This window comes from Mycobacterium sp. 360MFTsu5.1, assembly GCF_000383495.1.
In the GTDB taxonomy this organism is placed as follows: domain Bacteria; phylum Actinomycetota; class Actinomycetes; order Mycobacteriales; family Mycobacteriaceae; genus Mycobacterium; species Mycobacterium mucogenicum_B.
On record NZ_KB911468.1, the window covers coordinates 95,082 to 119,005 of the forward strand.

The 23,924-nt window shown below is 67.8% G+C and carries 23 protein-coding genes; 9 read left to right on the top strand and 14 right to left on the bottom strand.

What is annotated here, in order from left to right; all coding sequences use genetic code 11:
* Nucleotides 1-29 precede the first annotated feature (29 nt).
* Together H289_RS0117615 and H289_RS0117620 are read right to left on the bottom strand one after the other, a co-directional pair.
* Nucleotides 30-1,412, bottom strand: a complete 1,383-nt coding sequence (locus H289_RS0117615; protein ID WP_029105379.1) for an LLM class flavin-dependent oxidoreductase — start codon at nucleotides 1,410-1,412, stop codon at nucleotides 30-32.
* Nucleotides 1,409-2,731, bottom strand: a complete 1,323-nt coding sequence (locus tag H289_RS0117620; RefSeq protein ID WP_020102136.1) for an NtaA/DmoA family FMN-dependent monooxygenase — start codon at nucleotides 2,729-2,731, stop codon at nucleotides 1,409-1,411. Before H289_RS0117620 ends, H289_RS0117615 begins: the two co-directional genes overlap by 4 nt.
* 194 nt (nucleotides 2,732-2,925) lie before the next feature.
* Between H289_RS0117620 and H289_RS0117625 the strand changes: the two genes are divergently transcribed.
* On the top strand, nucleotides 2,926-3,840 hold the full coding sequence (locus H289_RS0117625) for a zinc-binding dehydrogenase (protein ID WP_020102137.1): 915 nt from the start codon (nucleotides 2,926-2,928) through the stop codon (nucleotides 3,838-3,840).
* Nucleotides 3,841-3,895: 55 nt separating this feature from the next.
* Here the strand turns inward: H289_RS0117625 and lepA are convergent, their stop codons facing one another.
* Nucleotides 3,896-5,743 (bottom strand): translation elongation factor 4, encoded by a 1,848-nt coding sequence (gene lepA / locus H289_RS0117630; RefSeq protein ID WP_029105380.1) that lies wholly within the window; start codon nucleotides 5,741-5,743, stop codon nucleotides 3,896-3,898.
* 94 nt (nucleotides 5,744-5,837) lie between these two features.
* Here lepA and H289_RS0117640 point away from each other — a divergent pair, with 94 nt between their 5' ends.
* Nucleotides 5,838-6,452, top strand: a complete 615-nt coding sequence (locus H289_RS0117640; RefSeq protein ID WP_020102140.1) for a type II toxin-antitoxin system PemK/MazF family toxin — start codon at nucleotides 5,838-5,840, stop codon at nucleotides 6,450-6,452.
* Between the two features lie 110 nt (nucleotides 6,453-6,562).
* On the opposite strand, the gene H289_RS0117645 is transcribed toward H289_RS0117640, so the two are convergent.
* The 5 genes from H289_RS0117645 to H289_RS0117665 form a co-directional block, all read right to left on the bottom strand.
* Nucleotides 6,563-7,171 (bottom strand): GNAT family N-acetyltransferase, encoded by a 609-nt coding sequence (locus H289_RS0117645; RefSeq protein WP_029105381.1) that lies wholly within the window; start codon nucleotides 7,169-7,171, stop codon nucleotides 6,563-6,565.
* 148 nt (nucleotides 7,172-7,319) lie between these two features.
* Nucleotides 7,320-7,751 (bottom strand): CBS domain-containing protein, encoded by a 432-nt coding sequence (locus tag H289_RS0117650; protein ID WP_020102142.1) that lies wholly within the window; start codon nucleotides 7,749-7,751, stop codon nucleotides 7,320-7,322.
* A gap of 67 nt (nucleotides 7,752-7,818) precedes the next feature.
* Nucleotides 7,819-8,658, bottom strand: coding sequence for a transglutaminase family protein (locus H289_RS0117655; protein ID WP_020102143.1), 840 nt, complete (start codon nucleotides 8,656-8,658; stop codon nucleotides 7,819-7,821).
* A gap of 1 nt (nucleotide 8,659) precedes the next feature.
* Nucleotides 8,660-9,631: an alpha-E domain-containing protein gene (locus H289_RS0117660; protein WP_020102144.1), complete on the bottom strand. Its 972-nt coding sequence runs from the start codon at nucleotides 9,629-9,631 to the stop codon at nucleotides 8,660-8,662.
* Nucleotides 9,631-11,286 carry a circularly permuted type 2 ATP-grasp protein gene (locus tag H289_RS0117665; RefSeq protein WP_110772209.1) on the bottom strand — a complete coding sequence of 552 codons (1,656 nt, stop codon included), beginning with the start codon at nucleotides 11,284-11,286 and terminating at the stop codon, nucleotides 9,631-9,633. Before H289_RS0117665 ends, H289_RS0117660 begins: the two co-directional genes overlap by 1 nt.
* A 228-nt stretch (nucleotides 11,287-11,514) precedes the next feature.
* Between H289_RS0117665 and rpsT the strand changes: the two genes are divergently transcribed.
* A complete protein-coding gene (gene rpsT / locus H289_RS0117670; RefSeq protein WP_020102146.1) occupies nucleotides 11,515-11,775 on the top strand; it encodes a 30S ribosomal protein S20 in 261 nt (86 codons plus the stop codon).
* A gap of 65 nt (nucleotides 11,776-11,840) precedes the next feature.
* Here the strand turns inward: rpsT and holA are convergent, their stop codons facing one another.
* The 4 genes from holA to H289_RS0117690 form a co-directional block, all read right to left on the bottom strand.
* The gene (gene holA / locus H289_RS0117675; RefSeq protein WP_177127370.1) at nucleotides 11,841-12,782 is read right to left on the bottom strand and encodes a DNA polymerase III subunit delta; all 942 of its coding nucleotides are present in this window, start codon (nucleotides 12,780-12,782) and stop codon (nucleotides 11,841-11,843) included.
* Nucleotides 12,783-12,846: 64 nt separating this feature from the next.
* Nucleotides 12,847-14,205: a type I glutamate--ammonia ligase gene (locus H289_RS0117680; protein WP_020102148.1), complete on the bottom strand. Its 1,359-nt coding sequence runs from the start codon at nucleotides 14,203-14,205 to the stop codon at nucleotides 12,847-12,849.
* A 30-nt stretch (nucleotides 14,206-14,235) separates the two neighbouring features.
* The gene (locus tag H289_RS0117685; RefSeq protein ID WP_020102149.1) at nucleotides 14,236-15,705 is read right to left on the bottom strand and encodes a ComEC/Rec2 family competence protein; all 1,470 of its coding nucleotides are present in this window, start codon (nucleotides 15,703-15,705) and stop codon (nucleotides 14,236-14,238) included.
* Nucleotides 15,702-16,520, bottom strand: a complete 819-nt coding sequence (locus H289_RS0117690; protein ID WP_020102150.1) for a ComEA family DNA-binding protein — start codon at nucleotides 16,518-16,520, stop codon at nucleotides 15,702-15,704. The genes H289_RS0117685 and H289_RS0117690 overlap by 4 nt, the downstream gene beginning before the upstream one ends.
* Nucleotides 16,521-16,728: 208 nt before the next feature.
* Here H289_RS0117690 and H289_RS0117695 point away from each other — a divergent pair, with 208 nt between their 5' ends.
* On the top strand, nucleotides 16,729-18,045 hold the full coding sequence (locus tag H289_RS0117695; RefSeq protein ID WP_081633471.1) for a hypothetical protein: 1,317 nt from the start codon (nucleotides 16,729-16,731) through the stop codon (nucleotides 18,043-18,045).
* A 52-nt stretch (nucleotides 18,046-18,097) separates the two neighbouring features.
* On the opposite strand, the gene H289_RS0117700 is transcribed toward H289_RS0117695, so the two are convergent.
* Nucleotides 18,098-18,376 carry a hypothetical protein gene (locus H289_RS0117700; RefSeq protein WP_020102152.1) on the bottom strand — a complete coding sequence of 93 codons (279 nt, stop codon included), beginning with the start codon at nucleotides 18,374-18,376 and terminating at the stop codon, nucleotides 18,098-18,100.
* A 146-nt stretch (nucleotides 18,377-18,522) separates the two neighbouring features.
* Here H289_RS0117700 and H289_RS33065 point away from each other — a divergent pair, with 146 nt between their 5' ends.
* The 4 genes from H289_RS33065 (at nucleotide 18,523) to H289_RS0117715 (ending at nucleotide 20,924) form a co-directional block, all read left to right on the top strand.
* Nucleotides 18,523-18,663, top strand: a complete 141-nt coding sequence (locus tag H289_RS33065) for a cysteine hydrolase family protein (RefSeq protein ID WP_155944168.1) — start codon at nucleotides 18,523-18,525, stop codon at nucleotides 18,661-18,663.
* A gap of 6 nt (nucleotides 18,664-18,669) precedes the next feature.
* Entirely contained in the window at nucleotides 18,670-19,098 is a 429-nt protein-coding gene (locus H289_RS30755) for a cysteine hydrolase family protein (RefSeq protein WP_081633459.1), read from the top strand.
* Entirely contained in the window at nucleotides 19,095-19,715 is a 621-nt protein-coding gene (locus H289_RS0117710; RefSeq protein WP_020102154.1) for a cysteine hydrolase family protein, read from the top strand. The genes H289_RS30755 and H289_RS0117710 overlap by 4 nt, the downstream gene beginning before the upstream one ends.
* A 159-nt stretch (nucleotides 19,716-19,874) precedes the next feature.
* Entirely contained in the window at nucleotides 19,875-20,924 is a 1,050-nt protein-coding gene (locus H289_RS0117715) for an NAD(P)H-dependent amine dehydrogenase family protein (RefSeq protein WP_020102155.1), read from the top strand.
* An 11-nt stretch (nucleotides 20,925-20,935) separates the two neighbouring features.
* Here the strand turns inward: H289_RS0117715 and H289_RS0117720 are convergent, their stop codons facing one another.
* Nucleotides 20,936-21,139 carry a hypothetical protein gene (locus H289_RS0117720; RefSeq protein ID WP_155944169.1) on the bottom strand — a complete coding sequence of 68 codons (204 nt, stop codon included), beginning with the start codon at nucleotides 21,137-21,139 and terminating at the stop codon, nucleotides 20,936-20,938.
* Nucleotides 21,140-21,312: 173 nt separating this feature from the next.
* Between H289_RS0117720 and H289_RS0117725 the strand changes: the two genes are divergently transcribed.
* Nucleotides 21,313-23,913, top strand: a complete 2,601-nt coding sequence (locus H289_RS0117725; protein WP_020102157.1) for a helix-turn-helix transcriptional regulator — start codon at nucleotides 21,313-21,315, stop codon at nucleotides 23,911-23,913.
* The last annotated feature ends 11 nt before the right edge of the window (nucleotides 23,914-23,924 follow it).

Below are 23,924 nucleotides of genomic sequence, written 5' to 3' on the forward strand. Positions count from 1 at the left end.
TCCCTCAGTCACGGTCGATACGGCAGCGATCAAATCGACGGGATTCTTTGGTGCCGGAACGCGGTACCGGGATGATCGTCGGGCAGCAGCGCGGACGCGCCGCCGAAAATCCGCTGTCGCAACGTCTCCGAAGAACCGGCCTCCCGCGCTCGCCCGCGCCGGCGCAGCTCGGGGATCAGGTGTTCGGCGACATCGACGAAGCTGCCGGGGGTGATGTGATACGAGATGTTGAAGCCGTCGACGCCCGCGCGCTCCGCGTAACTTTCCAGGTCGTCGGCGACGGTGCGCCCGGATCCGACGAACAGCGCGCCACCGAATCCGCCGAGCCCACCGGCATAGTCACGCAACGTAAGACGCTGGCGCGCATCGGGATCGGCCACGGCGGCCAGGATCGACCGGCTCGCGTCGGTGTCGAACTGCTCGATCGGCCGGTCCACCCCGTAGCCGGACCAGTCGACACCCGACAGCGCCGACAACAGCACCAGACCGGCTTCGAGATCGTGGTAACGCGCCAGTTCGTCCGCCTTCGCCCGCGCGGCGGCATCGGTACTGTCGGTGACGATCTCGACCGAGGTCAGAAACTTGATGGCGTCCGGACGCCGCCCGTATTGCACTGCGCGGCGCCGGATATCGGCGATGTTGGCGCGCAACACCTCCGGCCGGGGATCGCTGGCGAACACCAGCTCGGCATTGCGCGCCGCGAATTCCCTTCCCGCCGAGGATGTTCCGGCCTGGAACAACACGGGAGTGCGCTGCGGGGACGGTTCGACCAGATGCGCACCCGGCACGCTGAAGTAGCGGCCGTGATGCCCGATGGGGTGCACCTTGTCGGCGTCGGTGTAGACGCCGCGGTCGCGGTCGCGCAGTATCGCGTCGGGTTCCCAGGAACCTTCCCACAGCTTGTAGGTGACCTCGAGGAATTCTTGCGCCATCGCGTACCGCTCATCGTGCGGAATCTGCCGGTCGCGTCCGATGATGTTGCGGGCGGCGCTGTCCAGCAGCGAGGTGACGATGTTCCACCCGATCCGTCCGCCGGTGAGGTGGTCGAGCGTACTGAACTTGCGCGCCAGCAGATACGGACTCTCGTACGTGGTGGACACCGTGATGCCGAAGCCGAGATGCTCGGTGGCGGCCGCCATCGCCGAGACGGCGAGCAACGGGTCGGTGACCGGTGTCTGCACCGCGCCGGTGAGTGCCGCCTGCGCGCTGCCACCGAAGACATCGAGTTGGCCGACCGCGTCGGCGATGAAGAGCAGGTCGAAGCCGCCGGCCTCCAAGAGCTGCGCGAGTTCCACCCAGTACCGGAGGTCGGTGTACCGGGACGTCCGGTCCTGCGGGTGACGCCACATACCGAAGTTGCCGTGCGACACCGTCGACATGGTGAAACCGGCGAGAACGAAAGGCTCCGTCATCGAACACCCGGCTCAGCGAGAGACGGGGCACGAGCGGGGACTTCCAGCCCGAGATGCGATCGCAAGGTCGTGCCCGCGTACTCGTGGCGGAACAGGCCGCGCTTACGTAGCACCGGAACCACCTGATCGACGAACAACTCGACCTGACCGGGCAGCCCCGAGTCGCGGAGGACGAAACCGTCTGCGGCGCCTTCGGTGAACCACTCCTCGAGTTCGTCGGCGATGCGTTCCGGGGTGCCGACGACGCCGGCACCCCAGCCGTTGACGGTGCGATACAGGAAGTCGCGCACCGTCGGGCTTTCCGCAGCCAGCGCGCGATATCCGGCCAACGCAGTCTGGTGCGTCTGCGTCGATTCGGGGAACGCAGAGGCGGGCACGGGACCGTCGAGGTCGGCGCCGACAACGTCGACCTCGACCTCGAGCAGCCAGGCCGCCTGGTACTCGGGACTGAAGTACTCGTACTCGTCCCGTTCGGCACGGCGCGCTTCATCCTCGGTCGAGCCGATGACGTAGCGGAAGGATGGCGTGATCAGCGGCGGCGCCGCGCGGCCGAGACTCCGTGCCCCCAGGTGGATTTGCCGATAGAACTCTTGCGCCCGGCCGCGATTGCCGTGACTGGTGAAGATGACCTCGGCGTGCTGGGCGGCGAAAGTCCTTCCGGTGGTTGATGCCCCGGCCTGGAAGATCACCGGCTGGCCCTGCGCCGAGCGCGACGCACCCAGCGGGCCCGTCACATCGAAGTACTTGCCGTGATGGTCTGCCGCACGAATCGTGTTGACATCGTGGAACACTCCCTCGGCCCGGTCCTCGATGATCGTGTCCTCGCCCCAGCCGTCCCAGAGCTTGCGAACCACATCGAGCGCTTCTTCGGCGATCGCGTAGCGCTCGTCGTGATCGACGACGCCCTGCGCGCTGAAATTGTCCGCCGCCGCGCGAGCGAAGCTGGTCACCAGATTCCAGCCGGCCCGTCCACCACTGAGGTGATCGAGCGAAAGCAGTTGCCGCGCCAGGTGGAAGGGATGCTGCAGGGTCGCCGAGCCGGTGACCACCAGACCGATGTGGTCGGTCACCGACGACAGCGCGGCCGCAGCGGTGAGTGGTTCGAAATCTTCGGGAATCTTGTAGGCCCAGGTGGCCGGTGGCCCGTAGTTCAGCCCGTCGGCGAAGAACAGTGCGTCGAAGGTACCCGCTTCCGCCAGCTGTGCGTGCTTGATGAGCCGGCGCCGCACACCCGCGGTGCTGTTGTCCGCCTCGGGATGCCGCCACGGACCGGCAGAACGGGTGTTGCCGAAGGCCAGAAGGTGAAGTTCTTTCGACACACCGTGCAAGCTACGACTCGATGCGCCCGGTAGATAGCGTTGCGCTCAGAACGATGAAATGGGAACAAACCCGAGCGATCATCCGGTCGTTTGTCGTTGCCGCGGTACAGGATTCGGCAACGAGTACACCGCCCGCTGGGCCACCGCGTCCGAATACCGGGAATACGGGAATAACGTACGGGGTTGGCCCGTTCATGCGCGCTCTCGTCTACGCCCCCGACGCTCCCGCCAATCTTCGGTTCGACGACGTCGCCGAACCCGTAGCCACCGAGTCTCAGGCTGTGATCGCAGTACACGCGTTCGCATTGAATTTCGGCGAGCTCCACTTCATCGACCAGATGCGCCGTCCGGGCGAAGTCCCGGGCTGGGACAGCGCCGGCGTGGTGGTGCAAGCCGCGGCCGACGGCTCCGGGCCTTCGGTCGGAGCTCGGGTCGTCGGATTCGCCGGCGAGGCCGGCTGGGCCGAGCGACGCGTCGTCTCGACCGACAATCTGTCGGAACTGCCCGAGTTCGTCGAGTTCGAGGATGCCGCGGCTCTGCCGGTGGCCGGAGTGACCGCACTGCAGGCCCTGCGCGCTCTGGGCCCGGTCGTCGGCCGACGGGTCTTGATCACCGGCGCGTCCGGCGGGGTCGGCCGGTTCGCGGTGCAACTGGCTGCGCGCGCGGGCGCCCATGTGGTGGCCGCCGTCGGCAGTGCACCCCGCGGCGAGGGTCTGCGGGAATTGGGCGCGGCCGAAGTGGTGGTCGGACTCGATGCGGTGACCGATCCGGTCTTCGGCGTCCTCGACAACGTCGGCGGAAAGCTGTTGGCGCAGGCCTTCAGCCTCGTGTCCGACGGCGGCTCGCTGCAGTCCATCGGGATGGCTTCCAATGAACCCACCACGATCAACTTCGAGGCGGAGCGGCGCATCGGTAACCGGAAACGCTTGGAGCCCTTCACCGTCCGCGCGCCGTTCCGCGCCGACCTGGATTACCTGCTGACGCTGCTGGCCGATTGTGAGATCGATCCGCAGATCGGACTGCGGGACTCGTGGGAGAACATCGCCGAGGCCGCGCAGGCCCTGCTGGGGCGCAAGATCGCCGGCAAAGCCGTGCTGCGGGTCGTCTGACGCGCGATTTGTGCACGATTTTCCGCGGTGACCGCGGAAAATCGTGCACAAATCCCTACTTCTTGGGCTTGTCGCTCGCCGCGTCAGTGGACAGCGCGGCGACGAAGGCCTCCTGCGGAACTTCCACCCGGCCAATGGTTTTCATGCGCTTCTTGCCCTCCTTCTGCTTCTCGAGCAGCTTGCGCTTACGGGTGATGTCACCGCCGTAGCACTTGGAGAGCACGTCCTTGCGGATGGCCCGGATGTTCTCGCGCGCAATGATTCTCGAGCCGATGGCAGCCTGCACCGGAACCTCGAACTGCTGGCGCGGGATCAGCTCCTTGAGCTTGGTCGTCATCTTGTTGCCGTACGCCGACGCCGAATCCTTGTGCACGATGGCGCTGAACGCGTCGACGGCCTCGCCCTGCAGCAGGATGTCGACCTTCACCAGATCGGCTTCCTGCTCGCCGGCCTCTTCGTAGTCCAGCGACGCGTAGCCGCGCGTGCGGGACTTCAGCGAGTCGAAGAAGTCGAAGATGATCTCGCCGAGCGGCATGGTGTAGCGCAGCTCGACGCGCTCCGGGGACAGGTAGTCCATGCCCTGCAGTTCACCGCGGCGGGACTGACAGAGCTCCATGATGGTGCCGATGAACTCGCTGGGCGCGATAACCGTCGTCTTCACCACGGGCTCGAAGACGCTGCGCACCTTGCCTTCCGGCCAGTCCGACGGGTTGGTGACGACCATCTCGGTGTTGTCGTCCTTGACCACCCGGTAGACCACGTTGGGCGACGTGGAGATCAGGTCCAGGTTGAACTCGCGCTCGAGGCGCTCGCGGGTGATCTCCATGTGCAGCAGCCCCAGGAAGCCGCAGCGGAAGCCGAAGCCAAGGGCAACAGAGGTTTCCGGCTCGTAGGTCAGCGCGGCGTCGTTGAGCTGCAGCTTGTCGAGGGCGTCGCGCAGGTTCGGGTAGTCCGACCCGTCGACCGGGTACAGACCCGAGTAGACCATCGGCTTGGGCTCGCGGTAGCCCGTCAGCGCCTCGGTGGCGCCCTTGCGGGCCGTGGTCACGGTGTCACCGACCTTGGACTGGCGAACGTCCTTCACACCGGTGATGAGGTAACCCACCTCGCCGACGCCGAGGCCCTCGGAGGCCTTGGGCTCGGGCGACACGATGCCGACCTCGAGCAGTTCGTGCGTCGCGCCGGTCGACATCATCGCGATCTTCTCGCGGGGGACGATCTTGCCGTCCACCACGCGAACGTAGGTCACCACGCCGCGGTAGATGTCGTAGACCGAGTCGAAGATCATGGCGCGGGTCGGCGCATCCGGATCACCGGTCGGCGCCGGGATCTGGCGGACGACGGCGTCGAGCAGCTCCTTGACGCCTTCACCGGTCTTGCCGGACACCCGCAGCACCTCGGACGGCTCGCAGCCGATGATGTGCGCGATCTCACCCGCGTAGCGGTCCGGGTCGGCGGCCGGGAGGTCGATCTTGTTGAGCACCGGGATGATCGTCAGATCGCGGTCCAGCGCCAGGTACAGGTTGGCCAGCGTCTGGGCCTCGATGCCCTGCGCGGCGTCGACCAGCAGCACGGCGCCCTCACAGGCCTCCAGCGCGCGCGACACCTCGTAGGTGAAATCAACATGCCCAGGCGTGTCAATTAAATGCAGGACGAACTCCTCGTCACCGACCTTCCAGGGCAGCCGGACGTTCTGCGCCTTGATCGTGATGCCGCGCTCACGCTCGATGTCCATGCGGTCCAGGTACTGCGCGCGCATCGACCGGTCGTCGACGACGCCGGTGAGCTGCAGCATGCGGTCGGCCAGGGTGGACTTGCCGTGGTCGATATGGGCGATGATGCAGAAGTTCCGAATCTGCGCCGGCGCAGTGAACGTCTTGTCGGCGAAACTGCTGATGGGAATCTCCTGGTGACGATGGGTCTGCGCGTATCACGCGCGGCTACCAGGGTATCTAGCGAGGACCCCGGCGACTAAATCGCGGCCCGGAAACTCACCTATGCTCGATGCCATGGCGTCGCAGTGGAGGACGTTCCAGCGTCTGGCGGAACAACTGGTGTTCAACGAGGCGCCCAAACTCATCCGCACCTTGCAGCAGCCCGACGGGCTGTCGCGGACCATCCAGCAGGGCATTCGGTTCGGCATCGAGGTGGGCCTCACGGCGCTCGGCGCCGTCCCGACGGAAACCCAGGCCGCCATCACCGCCGGGCGCCCGATCACCGAGACCATCGTCCCCACCGCGCACCGCGCCCGCCGCATCGTCTACGCCCCCGACCTGGACGGCCAGGCGGACCCGGGCGAGATCGTGTGGACCTGGGTCGTCTACGAAGACGATCCGACGCGCGGCAAGGACCGCCCGGTGCTGGTCGTGGGCCGCGACCGCAGCACCTTGCTGGGGCTCATGCTGTCCAGCCAGGACCGCCACCAGGGCGACGCCGACTGGGTGGGCATCGGATCGGGCAGCTGGGACTACGAGGGACGCGCCAGCTGGGTGCGCCTCGACCGTGTTCTCGACGTGCCGGAGGAAGGCATCCGCCGCGAAGGCGCGATCCTCGACCGCGAGAAGTTCGAGATCATCGCCGCCCGCCTCCGCGCCAGTTACTCCTGGCGCTAGGCCGCTCCCCGCTTCCCCTCTCCCCGAGCGGCCGTGTCTGGACGGCGACACGCCGTTTCAGGCGTGCACTCAGGGGCCGCTCGCGCCCGACGAGCGTGCGTTGAGTGCGCTCAGCGCGCCGGACGCCACATCGGAATCAGGCTCGGCCCGCCGTTCGGCAGCACCATCTCGCCCGTGACCTCGAAACCGAACCGCTCGTAATACGGCACGTTCACCGGGTTGCTCGACTCCAAGTAGGCGGGCGCGTGTTCCGCATCAACGCGGTCCAGGCGCGACTGCATCAGCGCCTGCCCGAAACCACCACCGCGCACGGTCGGGTCGCTGCCGATCACCGCGAGATACCAATGCGGCTCCTCCGGGTGGTGCTTCTTCATCAACTCCGCGGCCGCCTGGCCGCGCAGCACCGCGGTGCCGAACGTCAGCAGCATCATGGGCACGGCCCGCAGCTCGGCGCCGCGCGTCTGCTGCCACTTGCCCGGGGGATCCCACAACGCCGCGGCCCCGATGCCGTCCGCCGACAAGGCCACCTCGACGCCACCGTGGCCCAAATGCTGGTACTTGGTGAGCGCCGTGAACAGGCGCGGCAGCCGGCGGCGGCGCAGCCCATCGTCGGGCAGCATCCACGTCATCACCGGGTCGTCGGCGAATGCACGGGCAAGGGTGTGCGACAAGCCGCCGATGTCGGAACGAGTGGCCGCCCGGGTCTGAATTTCACGCATGCCGCCCAGCTTGCCGTGAATCGTCACGCCGGTGCAGGCGCCGCCGAGAATTCGCGCCCGCTCGCCGCCGGTGAGCGGCCCGAGATTGCCCGCCACAACCGGCGTGTCGCCGTACAGACACGGCCGCTCGCGGAAGTGGTGACGGGCGCTAGCCACCCTGGGTGATGTAGTCCTGCAGGTGCTGCTGCTCGGTCTCGAGCTCTTCCATCCGGGTCTTGACGATGTCGCCGATGCTGACGATGCCGGCCAGCCGGCCGTCGTCGATGACGGGCACGTGGCGCACCCGGTTCTGGGTCATCAGCACCACGAGGTGGTCGACGGTGTCGCGCGGCGTGCACGTCGCGAGGACGGTCGTCATGATCTCCGAAACCGGCTGGCCCAGTAGGCCGCCGCCGCGCTTGTGCAGCTCGCGCACGACGTCGCGCTCGGACACGATGCCGGCCAATCCGTCGGCCCCGACCACCACCATGGCACCGATGTTCAGCGCCGCGAGGCTCGCCAGAAGTTGGGACACCGTGGTCTCGGGGGCGATGGTCGCTACCGCGGCACCCTTGTTGCTCAGTACGTCCGCGATCCGCATCGCCCGCCTCCGATCGTGATCCACCTCACATCCATGGTAGTCGGCGACGGAGAGTGCGAAGCGAAAGTCAAGCGAGCCGGGTGATTTCCACGACGACGTCCAGGTCGGTGGAGCCCTCGCCCGAGTAGATGCCCTTCAGCGGGGTGACGTCCGCGTAGTCCCGCCCCACCGCGACGGTCACGTACTGCTCGTTGATCTCGACGTCGTTGGTCGGGTCGTAGTCCCACCAACCGCCGGTCCAGGCCTGCACCCAGGCGTGGCTCTGTCCTTCGATGGTGTCGCCGACCTCCGCCCGACGCTGCGGGTGCAGATAGCCCGACACGTACCGGGCCGGAATACCCATGCCGCGCAGCAGGATCAGCGTCAGGTGCGCGAAGTCCTGACAGACACCCTTGCCCTCACGCAGCGCGTCCAACCCGGACGAGTGCACACCCGTGGTGCCCGGCACGTAGTCCAGTTCGGTGTTGACCCAGTTCGCCGCCGCGATCACGGCTTCCTGCGGGTCGTAGTACTTCATGATCCGCTGGCCGACGCGCTGCAGCCGCTTGCTCACCGGCGTGTACCGGGTCGGGACGAGCAGTTCGTCGAACCGGTCCCGCACGCCGGCGCCTGCCAGGTCGTCCCACGTGACCAGTTCCGCGGGCATTTCGCCCTTGTCGGTCTCGACGACCGAGGACGACGTCACCTCCAACTCGGTGTGCGGTGCGTGCAGATCGAAGGCCGTCACCGCGGTACCCCAGTAGTCGATGTACCGGTACGAGCGGGTGGCCGGGGTGGTCTCGACGCGGTTGAGGACGACGTTCTGCCGCGAGTCCGAGCGCGGCGTCAGCCGGGCCTCGTTGAACGACGCCGTCACCGGCGACTTGTAGGCATACCCGGTGGCATGGACAACTCTGAGCCGCCACATATCAGATCTCACCTTCTTCGATAACCGACACCGGGTGGCCCGCGTCCGTCCACGCGACCCACGGCGCCGCGTGAAAGTACTCCAGCGCCAATGCTTCTCCGATTTCCCGGCAGCTGCGTTGCAGACCCGCCAGACGGTCCTCGAGGGAGTCCAGCAGCAGGCCCGGCTGCAGGAATTCCAGCTCACTGCGCGCCCGGCCCAGGAGGCGCTGCGCCTCACCGGTGGCACCGATGCGGTCATGCGGCCGGTTGTGCAGCTCGTCCAGATGCCGCTCGGCCAGTCGCAGCGAGTAGAACACCGATCGCGGAAAGAGCCTGTCCAGCAACATGAATTCGACGACCCGGCCGGCGTCGAGGACGCCGCGGTAGGTCCGCAGGTAGGTGTCGTGGGCACCGGCCGAACGCAGCACCGTCACCCACGCGGGCGACGACGCACTGTCACCGACACGGGCCAGCAGCAGGCGCACCGTCATGTCGACACGCTCGATCGCCCGGCCCAGCATCATGAAGCGGTAGCCGTCGTCGCGCGACAGCGTCGAGTCGGCCAGGCCGGCGAACATCGCCGCGCGGCCTTCCACGAAGCTCAGGAACTCGTGCGGCCCAAGCCTTCTGGCGGCCCGCTCCCGCTCGGCCAGGGCGTTGTAGGTGGTGTTGAGGCACTCCCACATCTCGGTGGACGTGACTTCGCGTGCGCCGCGGGCGTTTTCGCGGGCCGCCGAGATCGACTCGACGATCGAGTTCTGCCCGTCACCGCGGCCGAACGCGACCAGGTCGGTCAGCGACCACATGTCGAGCGGCGCCGCCGGTGGCTCGATCCCGAGGACCCGCAACAACGTTCGCGACGCCAGGTCGGGGTCGACGCTCGAGTCCTCCAACAACTGGTGCACGGTGACGTCGAGGATGCGGGCGGTGTCGTCGGCCCGCTCGACGTAGCGGCCGATCCAGTACAGCGATTCCGCGTTGCGCGCCAACATCAGTACATCACCGCCTGTTGCTGTTGCTGCTGCTGTTGATGGGCAGTTTGGACGGCCTGCTGCGGCGGCCCCTCGTCGGCCGCCTGGCCGGCGGACGGCAGGGAGCGGACGACTTCGGCGGCACCGAGCTCATGCGTCGCGGTCGACGCCCGCGATGCCAGCACCCAGGTGTCCTTCGAGCCGCCGCCCTGGCTGGAGTTGACCACCAGCGAGCCCTCCGGCAGGGCGACGCGGGTCAGGCCGCCGGGCAGCACCCACACGTCGTCACCGTCGTTGACCGCGAACGGCCGCAGATCGACGTGCCGGGGTGCCAGCTTGTCGCCGATGCGCGTCGGCACCGTCGACAGCTGCACGACGGGCTGGGCGATCCACCCGCGCGGGTCGGAGCGGACCTTCTTCGAGATCGCCGCGATCTCCTTCTCGGAGGCGTCCGGGCCGAAGACGATGCCGTAGCCGCCCGAGCCCTCGACCGGCTTGATGACCAGCTCGCGGATGCGGTCGAGCACCTCCTCGCATTCGTCCTCGAGCCAACAGCGGTAGGTGTCGACGTTCGCCAGCAGGGGCTTCTCGCCCAGGTAGTACTCGATGATGGTCGGCACGTAGGTGTAGACGAGCTTGTCGTCGCCGACGCCGTTGCCCACCGCGCTGGAGATGACGACATTGCCCGCGCGGGCCGCGTTGAGCAGGCCGGCGACGCCGAGCACGGTGTCGGGCCGGAACTGCATGGGATCGAGGAACATATCGTCGATGCGGCGGTAGATGACGTCCACCTGGCGCTCGCCCTCGGTGGTCCGCATGTAGACGACGTTGTCGCGACAGAACAGATCGCGGCCCTCGACCAGCTCGACGCCCATCTGCCGGGCCAGCAGCGAGTGCTCGAAGTAGGCCGAGTTGTAGACGCCCGGGGTGAGGACCACCACAGTCGGGTCGGCTTCGTTCGACGCCGCCGCGTTGCGCAGCGCCCGCAGCAGGTGCGACGAGTAGTCACCGACCGCCCGCACCCGGTGCGTCGCGAAGAGGTTGGGGAAGACGCGGGCCATGGTGCGCCGGTTCTCCATCACGTAGGACACCCCGGACGGCGAGCGCAGGTTGTCCTCGAGAACCCGGAAGTCGCCCTTGTCGTCGCGGATCAGGTCGATGCCCGCGACGTGGATGCGGACACCGTTGGGCGGGACGATGCCGGCGGCCTCGCGGTGGAAGTGCTCGCACGAGGTCACCAGCCGGCGCGGGATCACCCCGTCACGCAGGATCTCCTGGTCGCCATAGACGTCGTCGAGGTACATCTCGAGCGCCTTGACCCGCTGCTTGATGCCCTTTTCCAGCTTCGACCACTCGGCGGCCGAGATGACCCGGGGCACCAGGTCCAGCGGAAACGGCCGCTCCTGGCCGGACAGCGAGAACGTGATGCCCTGGTCGGTGAACGCGCGGCCGAGCGCCTCGGACCGGGCCGCCAGCTCGGACGTGTCCGACGGCGCCAACTCGGCGAAGACGCCCTTGTAGAGACCGCGGACGACACCCTGGGCGTCGAACATCTCGTCGAACGCGGCGGCGTAACTGTCGACGTCGTCGTAGCCGTCGAACACACCGTCGTAGCGATTCCCTGGGGAGGTCGGCCGCGTCCGCGCGGGACCACTGTGCGATGTCCGTGGGCTCATGGCAGACATGCTGCATCAACCTGGCAGTTTCGGCAGGGCAACTTCGCATTCACAGATATGCTCGGGGTCGTCGCCGGCCAGTGCGCGCATGCCGCGCTTTGGGGATTTCGCATGGACGCTGGTAACCTGAACAGTCGCTGCCCGTTGACGGGCGAAGAGCGCAGACTTAAGACCGAGCATGCTCGTCCCCGTGCATGCCCAAATTGAGATTTAGAAGGAACGACACGCGTGGCCAACATCAAGTCGCAGGAAAAGCGCATCCGCACCAACGAGCGTGCACGTCTGCGCAACCAGTCGGTGAAGTCGGCGCTGCGTACGGCCATCCGCGGATTCCGTGAGGCCGTCGAGGCGGGCGAGAAGGAAAAGGCCGGCGAGCTGCTCGTCGCCACCAACCGCAAGCTGGACAAGGCCGCCACCAAGGGTGTCATCCACAAGAACCAGGCCGCCAACAAGAAGTCGGCGCTGACCCTGGCCTTCAACAAGCTCTGATCTGAGCCGGTAGTTTTCGCGAAACCGCGGCCCGTTCACCGGGCCGCGGTTTTGTTGTGTCCGGGCTAGCTGTCGGCCAGCTCGGCGACGCGCCGCACCGCCGACTCCAGCGCGTAGTCGGCATTGGCCGCGACACCCTTGACGTCGGCGTTCAGCGCGGCGACCACCCGCAGCGCCTCGGCCACGGTGTCCCGATTCCAGCGCCGCGCCTGCTTCTGTGCCTTCTGCACGCGCCACGGCGGCATCCCCAACTCCCCCGCCAACCGGTAGGGATCGCCGGACTGGCCACCGACCCGCGCAATCGAATGCACGGCCTCGGCCAGCGCATCGGCCAGCACCACGTGCGGCACCCCGCCGGCCATCGCCCAGCGCAACGCCTCGGCGACGCCGCTGACGTCACCCGAAACCGCCTTGTCCGCGATGTCGAAGCCGTTCACCTCCGCCTTGCCGGAGTGGTAGCGCCGCACGGCCGCCGCATCGATCTGACCGCCCGTGTCGGCCACCAGCTGCGAGCACGCCGCCGCCAGTTCGCGGATGTCCGACCCGACCGAGTCGAGCACGGCATTGATGGCGTCGTCGCCGACCTTCACCTTCAACGACCGGAATTCCTTGCGGACGAAGTCGGCACGCTCGGCGGCCTTGGTGATCTTCGCGCACGGATGCACCTCGGCGCCTAGCTTTTTCAGCTGATCGGCCAGCGCCTTCGCCCGGCCACCACCGGAGTGGACGACGACGAGCATGGTGCCGCCCGGTAGGTCCGCTGCCGCGTCGGCGATGAGGGCGACAGCGTCCTTGCCGGCTTCGGCGGCAGACTCCAGGACCACCACACGTTCCTCGGCGAACAGCGACGGGCTCAGCAGCTCGGCGAGCTCGCTGGTGGACACATCACCGGCCCGCAGCCGGTCGACCGGCACGTTGTCGTTGCCGGCCTGTTTGCGCGCGTTCCGCAGTACCTCCGCCACCGCCCGCTCGACCAGCAGTTCCTCGTCGCCCAGCACCAGATGCAACGCCTCGGTCGATCCACTCACCCGTTGATCGTTTCACGTCGGGCAGACACGCCCTCGCACGCACTCACACACTCCACGCCAAACGGAACTTCTCGGCCAGTTCGGCGTCGGAAAGGCCGCCGTAGTTCTGCTGCTCGTAGCCGCGCACGCCCAGCACGGCGTCGACCGGTGCGTCCCCGAGGATGTCGCGGACCACAACGCTGTGCCGCAGCGCATCGAGCACCTCAGTCTGCTTCGCCGGCAGCGTCACCACGCCGGCGTGCTCGCGCTGGGCTTCGGTCAGGGATCCGGGGTCGACGCTGACCTCGGGCGGCAGCGGCAGTGCCCGGGTGATGCCGTCGAGCGCCAGGCCGAGGATGGTCGCCGACGCCAGGTACGGATTGGCCGACGGGTCGACGATCTTGACCTCGACGTTGGCGCCGTATGGATTTCCGGACGCAGCGCTGACGAAGCGGATGGCGGCCTCCCGGTTCTCGGTGCCCCAGCAGACGTTGGCGCCGGACCAACTTCCCGGCTGGATTCGCAACCCGGACACGATCGAGCCACACAGCACGCCCTGCGCGTCAGGCAGACCGGCTAGCAACCCCGCGATGGCCGACTCTCCGGCACCGGTCATACCGTGCTCTCCTGAGCCACCGGAGAACACCGGCACACCGTCACGACTCAGTGAAAAGTGTTGATGCGCACCGGAACCCACACTGCCGGCGAACGGCACCGGAGACAGGCTGACGCGCAGGCCGTGGCGGCGGGCGACGCGGCTGATGATGACGCGCGCGAGCACCAGCTGGTCCGCGGCGGCCACCGGATCGCGTGGTTTCAGCGAGAATTCGAATTGGTTGGCCCCGTACTCGGGATGAAACTGTTCGATTGACACCCCCGCCGCGGCGGCCGCGTCAATCACGTCCCGGACGAAGCCCTCGAATTCGAGCACACCGGCCAGCCCATACTGCGCCCACAGATTGGCCGGCAGCTGCGCGCCGTCGGGGCCGACGAGCACGAACTCCACCTCGTGCCCGACAGTGGCCGTCAGCCCGGCCGCGGCCAATCGCAGCGTAACCCGTTGCAGCACAGCGCGACCGCAGTACGGGTCCGGGTTGCCGTCCTGAGTGAAGAACGCACCGGGCGCCCAGGCGAGCCCGTCGCCCAGGAGAGCCAGCCCCGTCAGGTCGACGCGGACCAGCCGGTCTCCGACCACACCGATCTCATCGCTCACCACGATGCCGGTCTGGTCGATCGCGAAGACATGCCACGTCGGGCTGGTACCCAGGCCGTGGTCGGCGAACACCGCCACCCGGTTCAGCGGAACCACCTTGACCTGCGTCAGTCCTGCGGCATTGACCACGGTGCCGATCAGGGTCCGGACACCGGCCGGTTCGAGCGCCGCAACCGCCGCTGCCACGGACCCGGCAGTATCGTCGTTCACGTCAATAATTCTGCTACGCGGCGCGGGAGTTCATGGCCGGATCTCATTTCCTCGTCGTCGGCGCCACACGACCAGCAGCAGCGCGCCTCCCACTGTCGTCGCGCCGAGCAGCAGCGCGCCGCCCCAGCCTGACGGGACGCTGATCGCCGCTCCCGGAACCGCGGCACTCCACCGCGCCACGTGCAGCAGCCACCAGAGTTCGGGCCCGGTGAACCGGATCAGCAGTTGCGCCGCGGCGGGCCAGCACCACGCCACCGCGGCAGCGGCGGTGCCGAGGACGGTAATGGGCGGAATAACGGGAGCGACAAGGAGATTGGCTGCCACCGCGACCAGACTGAGGCTTCCCGAGATCGCCGCCACCAACGGTGCGGTCACCAGTTGCGCGGCGACCGCCACACACACAGCATCGGCGAGCGGCTTCGGCCAGCCGCGGCCGACCAGTCGGCGCGACCACCCGGGCGCGATCACCACGAGCCCCGCGGTCGCCACCACGGACAGCGCGAAGCCGGCGTCCACCGCGAGCGCCGGCGAGATCACCATGAGCACCAGCACGCTGGCCGACAACGCGGGGATGGCCTGCCGCCGCCGATGCACCAGCATCCCCATCAACATCACCGAACCCATTGCCGCGGCTCGTAATACGCTCGGCGAGGGTTGCACGATGACGACGAACACGAACAACGTCACCGCCGCCAGCGCCACGGCGATCCGCGGCCCCACCAACGCCGCGCTCAGGAGCACCGCGCCACACACGATGGTCACGTTCGCCCCCGAGACCGCGGTCAGGTGCGTCAACCCCGCCCGGCGGAACGCGGCCGTCGTGTCCGGCTCGACCGCCGACACGTCACCGAGCACCAGTCCCGGGAGCATCGCGGCCTGATCGGGCGGCAACGCCAGTCGCGCGGCCTCGCCGAATTCGGCCCGCACATGCGCCGCCGCGCGCTGCCCGGTCGAGGCGGTCCCGAACCGGGGCGTGCCCACCGCGGCCAGTACGGCCACCGACAGGTCGCGCCGCTGGGGCCGGGTGACCCTGGCCCGGAATGCCATCGGGCGGCCCACGCCGACCTCCGAATACCCGACGGCCGGCGCGAAAACCATGACCCGCCCTGATGATTCGACGTCCTGCAACCTCTGCAACGACGCCGAGAACATGAGGCGGCCACCCTGGATGGTCTTCGGGGACTCGGACGGCGTGACGGTCACCGTCACCGTCGTGCCGAACCGCGCCGCCAACGGATGGGCGTCGACCGCGTGCACCCGCACCGTTGCGACGATCGCGAATGCCGCCCCCACCGCCGCCACGGCGAGCACCGCGGGCCAGCGCACCGAGCCCATCCACACGCCGACTCCCACGGAGCAAGCCACCGCGACCACCACCGCCGCCAGCGCCGCCCACGGCCCCCACCACACGCCGACCGCCGTCACCGTCCAGCACGTCACGGCGGCCGGTACCAGCCGCAGGTCGATGCCGGGGACATCCGGCGCGGGGCTGCCCGTCACACCTTGACCAAGGCACGCAGCTTCTCCAGCCGGCCCGGCCCGATGCCGTCGACCTCGCCCAACTGGTCGACGCTCGCGAACCGGCCGTTGGCCGCACGCCACGCCACGATCGCCTTCGCCATGACGGGACCGATGCCGGGCAGACCATCGAGCTGTTCCTCCGTCGCGGTGTTCAGATCGACGGGTCCTTGTGCACCGCTACCCTTTCCGTCGCCGGGCGGCCCCTTCTCCGGCGGCCCGGACGTCGCGCCGGCCGAACTACGCATCACCGCGGGCGCGCCCAGTGGAGCGGTGATGCCAACCAGAATCTGCTCGCCGTCGGCCACCTTGCGGGCCATGTTCAGGCCGACCAGGTCGGCGCCGGCCAGCGCTCCCCCGGCCGCGGTGACGGCGTCGGCGATGCGGGCACCGGCGGGCAGCGTCACCAGCCCCGGCTTGTGGACCAGCCCCGCCACACTGACCACGACGTCCTCGGCCTTGGCCGCCGGCGCGGGCGTCCCAGGCACCGAGGATGAAACCATCTGCACGGGAGGCAGTTTCGCTGCGGTGACCGGCGGCTTGTCATCACCGAGTACGGCGATCACGGTCACCAGGACCGCGACCACGCCGACCACCGCGAGCGCGATGACCCCCGCACGCCCGGGGTCGGCGCGCACCGTCGCGAGCCACCCGGACCTGCCGGGCATCGCGTCGGGCAACCACCGCGACAGCGAGGTGTCGTCGTTCTGGTCGGATTCTCCGTCGGGTTCCGTCGCGTCTCCTGGCTGCGCAGTCAACCGCCGCTGCGCCCGATCGACCGGTGTCTGAGTGACCATGCCCGCGACGTTAGGCACCGTGGCCGACCGAAACGCCCGGAAAAGGCGGCCGCGGGCGCTGCCTGTGGATCGATCGCGTTCTGTGGATAGCTGTCGAGCTGCCAGGTCGGCTTTAATGCCAAACAGGGTCGATCGCCGTCAAAATTGGCATCGCCGTGCGCCGAACTGTGGGCCGGCACGCGCCGCGGGCCCTAGAGTCGGGGTGACCATGACGACCCAAACACCTTCGCCACGTTTGAGTTTGACCGCACAACAACGCGAAGCGCTGGCCGCGGCCGCGAGCTTCCCGCTGTTGAGCGCGATCCAGGGCAGGCGTTCGCGGCGCTTCCCCGTCGGCGGCTCCATCCCATCGGGGCCGTTGGCCTACACCAGTACCCGGGACGTCGAACCACTCGATGAGGTCGAACGCGCACTGATCCTGGCGACGGTAACCGGTGTCACCGGCTGGCATTTCGGGATCAGTCACCATCCCGGATATGCACCGGCGTTCCCGAACTACAGCGGGTCGGCATCGGGTCGCACGTTCCCGTCGGCCGCGGGATTCGAGATCGTCGAGTTCTTCTTCACCGACGACTCGGGCACCTACTTCCTGTCATCCCGAGACACGGCACCGACAGTGCCGGTCAACGACGGCGTAGTGGACATCGACGACTGGCTGGCAGCGACGGTGTCCTCCTACCGCCAACTCTCCACCGATCGGATCCACATTCCACGGTCCGAGCCGTACCTCGAAGGCCACAACACCTGGATCGCCAATCACCCCGGCTCGCTGCTGGTCATCCCGGTCGCCGACATCGCACAGCATTTGTTGGCCAATCTGGCGTTCTTCCTGCAGAACGGCTACCTGATCTATGACGACGTCAACAACCGGCCGATCCCGGGACTGAAGGAGGCAGCCGCTGGCCTGGCGCACCGGGACGACGACCCGTTCCCGCTGACCTTCGTCGAGCAGTATTCGCTCACCGAAGCCACCGCTGAGTTGATGACGAGCGTCTACAACGGTCACCTACTACTCGGGGCACTGGGCCTGGGCGGCTGGACATTCGACGGTATCGACCGGCTCACCATCCTCGGCGCATCAGGCGACCCGGACGTGCCCGGGCTGGGATTCAACGTCCAGACCGACGAACGGTGGGCACTGCCCAATCCCACGGGGCTGGCCGGAGTTTTCGAAACCTACAGCCGCCCGCACCACCCGGACATCGCGGCCGCGGTGCGCGCCTTCGCCGACCGAAAATTCGGCCCCGGCGGACCTTTTCACCCGGACACCCCAGGGCCGTGGCGGGATTCGCGGGCCGTGCGTTCGGCTGCGGCCGGCCACGACGAGCAGTTCATCACCTTGCTGACCATCGCCGCGCAATACATCGACGACACGTTCGGCAAGTTTCCCGGCACCGTGCCCACCGTCCACATCATGAATTACCTACAGGCACAACACATCGACCTCGGGTTCTACGACACGCATTTCCAGCCGGGGGCGTATCTGTCTACCCATGCCGAGCACGACCGGATTTGGCATGGGTGACAGGACCCCCGCTCACATGGCGTCCTGACGCGGGTGCGTCTGCCCGCAACGGTCAGCGGCCAACACCGCGAGAGGTGGCCGCGGCCGCCGCGGCGTCGGCCAGAGCCAGAGTCGCTGCGTCGAGAGCAGGGTCCAACGGCCTCGGCCAGGACGACAGTTTGACCACCACCACGGCGCGCTCGAAGTCGATGTAGATGAGCTGGCCGTGGATGCCCAGGCACATCAGGACCCGGCGGTCCGGATACGGCACCCAGAACTGGTTGCGGCACAACCCGCCGGGCAGCCCGGCGACGCCACCAAACCGACCGGAAATGCGGCGGAAACATGCCAAGACGCGGATCCGTGGATGAAGGCCTGGACCGATGTCGAACTTGCGACACGCAAGCTCACCCAGGCGTGCTATGAACGACCTGCAGCATCGATCCCCGGTTGGCCGCAACCGAGCGGCCCACAACCAGAACGAGCAGGAGAGCTCCCATGACATCCGCTCTGGTGGTCGTAGATCCGTTGAACGACTTCGTGTCTCGCCGCGGAAAGGGGTGGCCGTTGCTGCGCGAAGTGGCCGGCGATGTCGGCCTCATAGCGAACATGCGAGCCGCGATCTCCACTGCCCGCTAGCGCGAAATGCCCATCGCCTACGCACCCCATCGCAGCGCAGGTGACCGTCGGAACCATCGACATCCGACTCCAAACCAGGATTTGGGCCGCTTGGCCCGATTCTTCAGCGGGTTCGGGGGGCGCTTCTACCCCGATCTCGCACCGGAGGCCGGAGACTTCGTCGCATCCACGCACGACGTCTCCAGCGGGTTCGGCGGAACTGATCTCGACGCACACCTTCGATCGATCGGAGTCGACCAGATCGTGATCTGTGGACTGCTGACCAACACCTGCATCGAGTCCACCGCACGCCAAGGAGTCGACCTCGGCTATCACGTCAGCATCCTGACCGATGCGGTAGCCGCCTGGACGCGAGCCGACCACGCCGCAGCCGTCAACGGCTCGCTCCCACTGGTGGCACATCGCTTGCTGACCACAGCGGAGTTCATGTCATGACCATCGTCAACCAGGTCATGGACCGGGCCATGCGAGGGCTCGTCGCCACCCGGATGCGTTCGCAGATCGCCTACACCGCAACCGATTCCGCGGTCATCCTGGTGGCACCACAGCGCGACCTGCTTGTCGGTGAAGCGTCGAACCAGGCACGACTGGTGCGCACGGCACGAGCCGCCGGCATCAGCGTGATCTACGCGCCGATGACCCAACCGTACGACGGCTGGACGAATCCGACCCCGAGCCAACAGGCGATCGGCGATGCCGGCCTCCTTCGCCCCGGCAGCCCTGGCGCCGACATCCACCCGGCACTCAGCGCAGCCGAAGGCGACATCGTCATGCCGCCCTTCGAAGGCCTGTCCGCCTTCGCCCATACCGCGCTCGCGCTCACGTTGGCGAGCAGGCAATGCGACCACGTCATCATCGCCGGCGCCCGCACCGACATCGAGGTCGATTCGACCGCCCGCGACGCGACCGAAGCCGGACTGCACACCACGGTCGTCAGCGACTGCTGCACGGGATCGAGCCGCGAAGGCCATGATGGCACCGTGAAAACCACCCTCCCGAGGCTGGTCCATGCCGTGCTGACGCTCTCCGAACTCACCCCCCTCGTGCGGTGACCTCAATCCTGTCAGGGCTCCAGAGCGGCAGGCGGCCTCGTCGCTGATGATGATCGCCGCCGCCGGTCCGCTCGGCATACCACCGGGACCCTCCAAGCCGGGTAGACACCTGCGGCATAGTGTCTAGCGAAAGCGCACAGCCCCAACGAGGAGGCCTCCATGACCACCGACCGCCCGCTCCGCGTCATCCAGTGGACCACCGGCAACATCGGCAAGCGGTCGCTGCACGCGATCATCGCCCGTGACGACATGGAGCTGGTCGGCGTCTACGCATACGGCGCCGAGAAGGTCGGGGTGGACGCCGCCGAACTGGCCGGCTGGCCCGAGCCCACCGGCATCAAGGCCACCAACGACATCGAGGAGCTGGTGGCCCTCAAACCTGACGCCTGCTGCTACAACCCGATCTGGCCCAGCGTCGACGAGCTGGTGCGCCTGCTGGAATCCGGCATCAACGTCTGTTCCACCGCAGCCTGGATCACCGGCGGCAAGCAGAGCCCGGAGGATTTCGCGCGAATCCAGAAGGCCTGCGAGGCAGGCAATTCCACGATCTTCGGCAGCGGTGCGCATCCCGGCCTGACGAACATGATGGGCATGGTGCTGTCCAGCGCGTGCGAGAGCGTCGACGAAATCCGCATCACCGAGTCGGTCGACTGCGGCGTCTACGAATCGGCCGGCACCATGGCCGCGATGGGTTTTGGCAAGGACCCCGAGACACCGGGCCTGGCCGAGAGCGTGCGCCTGGAAAGCGAGGTGTTCGCCGAGTCAGCCGCGATGATGGCCGACGCCATCGGCGCCAAGCTGGACCGGATCACGTTCGACGTCACCTTCACCGCGGCCGACGAAGACTCCGACCTCGGGTTCATGCAGATCCCGAAGGGCACCGTCGCCAGCGTCTACGGGTACCACCGCGGCTGGGTCGGCGACAAGAACGTCGTCAGCGTCGGCTTCAACTGGATCATGGGCAACCACGTAACGCCGCCGAAGCCAGTGGCACACGGTCACGTGATCCAGGTGTTCGGGGTGCCCAACATGCGCACCGTCGTGTACTGCTTGCCGTCGAAGGACTGGAGCGAGGTGAGCCTGAACGGCCTTGGCATGATCTACACCGCGCTGCCGGCCACCAACGCAGTACCGGCGGTGGTGGCCGCCGCACCAGGCATCCTGACGCTCAAGGATCTGCCACCGGTCACCGGCCGGTTCGCCGGCTAGCCCAAAAGCGTTCACAGGCGGTACATTTCGCGCGCCATCAGCGCATCCTCGATGTAGGCGGCGTGCGTCTGGTACGACGGCTTCGCGGAGTGCTCGTCGGCCAGCCAATGCACCGCCCGACTGATAGCCCGCTCCGTGTTGGCCAACCACCGGGGCGTGGTCGGCGCGTGCACGGTCACGGTGTGGGTCCATCCGAGATTCAGGGTGTGGCTCATCATCGTCACCTTTCGGGTCTTGCGGCGATGGGTGCCGCGCTGGATTTCAGCGTGCGGCGACGGCGGCACCAGGGCGCGAGTAGACGGGTACTCGAAATTTGGTTCAGAGTCGCGCGCGCCTACCCGCCCAGTTCCGCCTGTGCACGGCACCGGCTGCGCACTACCCTGTTCCAATGCGGTTGAAATGGCCGCTGACCGGCCGCAACGAAGAACTTGCGGCCATCGACGCCACGATGTCCGACCCCGACTCGTGCGGCGTCGTGATTCGTGGTGCGGCCGGTGTCGGTAAGAGCCGCACCGCACGGGAAGCCTTGGCGCATGCGGCCGCGAAAGGCGGTATGACGCATTGGGCGATGGCCACGTCGTCGGCGCGCGCACTGCCTCTCGGAGCGTTGACCGCCTGGGTGACGCCGGGCATGGACGGCCCGCAACTCGTTCGACTCGTGGTCGATGCCCTGACCTCCGCGCCGGACGGGGCCGCGATGATCGTCGGCGTCGACGACGTTCATCTGCTTGACGATCTGTCGGCCTTTGTCCTGCATCAGATCGTTCGTCGACGGACGGCGAAACTCGTGCTGACCCTTCGTGACGGCGAGGCGGTTCCCCCTGGGGTTCAAGAGATTTGGGCCACCGGCGAGTTTCATCGCATCGACCTTCAACCGTTGTCGTATGACGAGACCGTCAGCCTCTTGCGCGTCACCCTCGGTGGTGTCATCGATCGGGCGGCCGGGCAACGACTGTGGAGTCTCACTCGCGGCAATGTCCTCTACTTGCATCACCTGGTGGAGCAGGAGGTGACGGCGGGCCGCCTGGTTTCCGAGCACGGATGCTGGCGCTGGACCGGGAATGTGACCGTCGCGCCGGCGCTGGTGGAGTTGATCGAGTCTCGGATGGGCGCGCTGCCGGCAGCGGTCGGGGAGGTGATCGACATCCTGGCGGTCGGCGAACCCATCGATACCCGATTGCTCGCGCATATCGCGGATCCCGCGGCCATCGAGGACGCCGAGACCCGCAGCCTCGTCATTCTCGACAACAGCGACGGCGCGGCGAAAGTGCGACTGGCACATCCGCTCTACGGTGAAGTACGGCGCGAACGCGCACCGGCGATCCGCCTGCGGCGCCTCCGTGGCCTGGTCGCCGGCTCCTTGGCGGCCGGCCCGGACCGTGACGACTTGCGCGTTCTCGTGCGTCGCGCCACGTTGGCGCTCGACTCCGATCTACCGCCCGACCCGGCCTTGTTCCTGTCGGCCGCCAAATCAGCAGTCCAACTGCTGGATATGCCACTGGCCGAGCGGTTGGCACGCGCCGCAATGAGCGCGGACGGTGGCATGCCGGCAGAAATTCAACATGGCTACTGCATGGTCTGGCTGGGCCGCACCACAGAGGCACAAGCCGAGTTGGCTGCGCTCGCTGAACGCACGGTGACCGATCTCGAGCGGGCGCAGGTCGCCACGCTCCGCGGACACAACACCTACTGGAGCCTTCGCCAGCCGGCATCTGCCGAGGCGATCCTCGACGCGGCCGACGCTGCCGTTTCCGATCCACTCGCCAAACGGATCCTCGCTGCGGAGCGAGCCGCATTCCACGCGGACCTCGGACGGCCGGACGTGGCGGTGCAGACAGCTGCGGCGGCGCTGGCCGGAACGCTGCCCGAACAGGATGCGGCCCTTGCCTGTTGGGGCACGGTCGGCGGACTGGCGATGTTGGGCCGGGTCGGCGAACTCGAGACTGCGGCCGCACACGGCCAGACGGCGGCCACCGTCGCACCCAACGGCTCGGTACTCCGCAACGGCCTCAGTTACCGGCACATGATCGGCCTCAAACTGGCCGGTCGTCTGCACGACGCCGAAGTGGTCGCCCAACTGGCGCGGCGCGATACTGAGGACACCTGGTTTCCGATCAGCGGGGAAATTCACCTGGGCCTGGCCCAACTCGCCTGCGGGCGGGTCGCCGAAGCACTTGGCCGCCTGCAAACAGCTCTGACGGCTCTGGAACCGTACGGCGAATTCGGCGGTTGGCCCTACCGCTGCCGGCTGGGGGTGACGCAGGCACTGGCGTTGGCGGGTGATGCCGCGCGCGCCCGACAGGCGATGACCGACCTCGACGCGAACCTGCATCCCGGGTTGTTGTTCCTGGCAACCGAATTGACGCTGGCTCGGGCCTGGGTGGCCGCCGTCGAGGGATCGCTGACCGAGGCTGTGCAGTCGGCGCGGACGGCGGCTGTCGACGCGAAGTCGGCGGGACAGCCGGCATACGAAGTGCTGGCGTGGCAGACCGCGGCGCAGTTCGGCGACGGCTCGGGCGCCGACCGGTTGCGCGAACTGACGGGCATCGTCGAAGGGCCGCGGGCCGCCCTGGCGGCCAGGTTCGCCGATGCTCTCAACGCGGGCGATGCTGCCCAACTTGCCTCCGTATCAACAGATTTCGACGACATCGGCGATCGGGTCGCTGCCATCGACGCGGCGTCCCACGCCGCGCTGGCGCACCGTCGGCAGGACCAACGCGGCTCGGCGCTGAGCTGCGCCACGCGCGCACAAACCCTCGCCCAACGTTGCGGCGCCACCACCCCCGCGCTGCAGCAAGTAGCCCAGCCACTCCCCCTCACCGACCGCGAACGCGAAATCGTCACCCTCCTCGGCCAAGGGCTACCCAGTCGTGCCATCGCCGAACGCCTGACCCTGTCCACCCGCACCGTCGAAGGCCACATCTACCGCGCCATGGCCAAGACCGGCACCACCAACCGCGACGAACTCGCCGCCCTCCTACGACGCTAGGTGCGCGGTAC

What these genes read in the sequence shown, in the direction of transcription:
- H289_RS0117615 (WP_029105379.1), bottom strand. Translation starts at nt 1,412, where the DNA reads ATGACGGAGCCTTTCGTTCTCGCCGGTTTCACCATGTCGACGGTGTCG.
- H289_RS0117625 (WP_020102137.1), top strand. Translation starts at nt 2,926, where the DNA reads ATGCGCGCTCTCGTCTACGCCCCCGACGCTCCCGCCAATCTTCGGTTC.
- H289_RS0117640 (WP_020102140.1), top strand. Translation starts at nt 5,838, where the DNA reads ATGCTCGATGCCATGGCGTCGCAGTGGAGGACGTTCCAGCGTCTGGCG.
- H289_RS0117645 (WP_029105381.1), bottom strand. Translation starts at nt 7,171, where the DNA reads ATGCGTGAAATTCAGACCCGGGCGGCCACTCGTTCCGACATCGGCGGC.
- H289_RS0117650 (WP_020102142.1), bottom strand. Translation starts at nt 7,751, where the DNA reads ATGCGGATCGCGGACGTACTGAGCAACAAGGGTGCCGCGGTAGCGACC.
- H289_RS0117655 (WP_020102143.1), bottom strand. Translation starts at nt 8,658, where the DNA reads ATGTGGCGGCTCAGAGTTGTCCATGCCACCGGGTATGCCTACAAGTCG.
- H289_RS0117660 (WP_020102144.1), bottom strand. Translation starts at nt 9,631, where the DNA reads ATGTTGGCGCGCAACGCGGAATCGCTGTACTGGATCGGCCGCTACGTC.
- H289_RS0117665 (WP_110772209.1), bottom strand. Translation starts at nt 11,286, where the DNA reads ATGAGCCCACGGACATCGCACAGTGGTCCCGCGCGGACGCGGCCGACC.
- H289_RS0117690 (WP_020102150.1), bottom strand. Translation starts at nt 16,520, where the DNA reads ATGGTCACTCAGACACCGGTCGATCGGGCGCAGCGGCGGTTGACTGCG.
- H289_RS0117695 (WP_081633471.1), top strand. Translation starts at nt 16,729, where the DNA reads ATGACGACCCAAACACCTTCGCCACGTTTGAGTTTGACCGCACAACAA.
- H289_RS33065 (WP_155944168.1), top strand. Translation starts at nt 18,523, where the DNA reads ATGACATCCGCTCTGGTGGTCGTAGATCCGTTGAACGACTTCGTGTCT.
- H289_RS30755 (WP_081633459.1), top strand. Translation starts at nt 18,670, where the DNA reads ATGCCCATCGCCTACGCACCCCATCGCAGCGCAGGTGACCGTCGGAAC.
- H289_RS0117710 (WP_020102154.1), top strand. Translation starts at nt 19,095, where the DNA reads ATGACCATCGTCAACCAGGTCATGGACCGGGCCATGCGAGGGCTCGTC.
- H289_RS0117715 (WP_020102155.1), top strand. Translation starts at nt 19,875, where the DNA reads ATGACCACCGACCGCCCGCTCCGCGTCATCCAGTGGACCACCGGCAAC.
- H289_RS0117720 (WP_155944169.1), bottom strand. Translation starts at nt 21,139, where the DNA reads ATGAGCCACACCCTGAATCTCGGATGGACCCACACCGTGACCGTGCAC.
- H289_RS0117725 (WP_020102157.1), top strand. Translation starts at nt 21,313, where the DNA reads ATGCGGTTGAAATGGCCGCTGACCGGCCGCAACGAAGAACTTGCGGCC.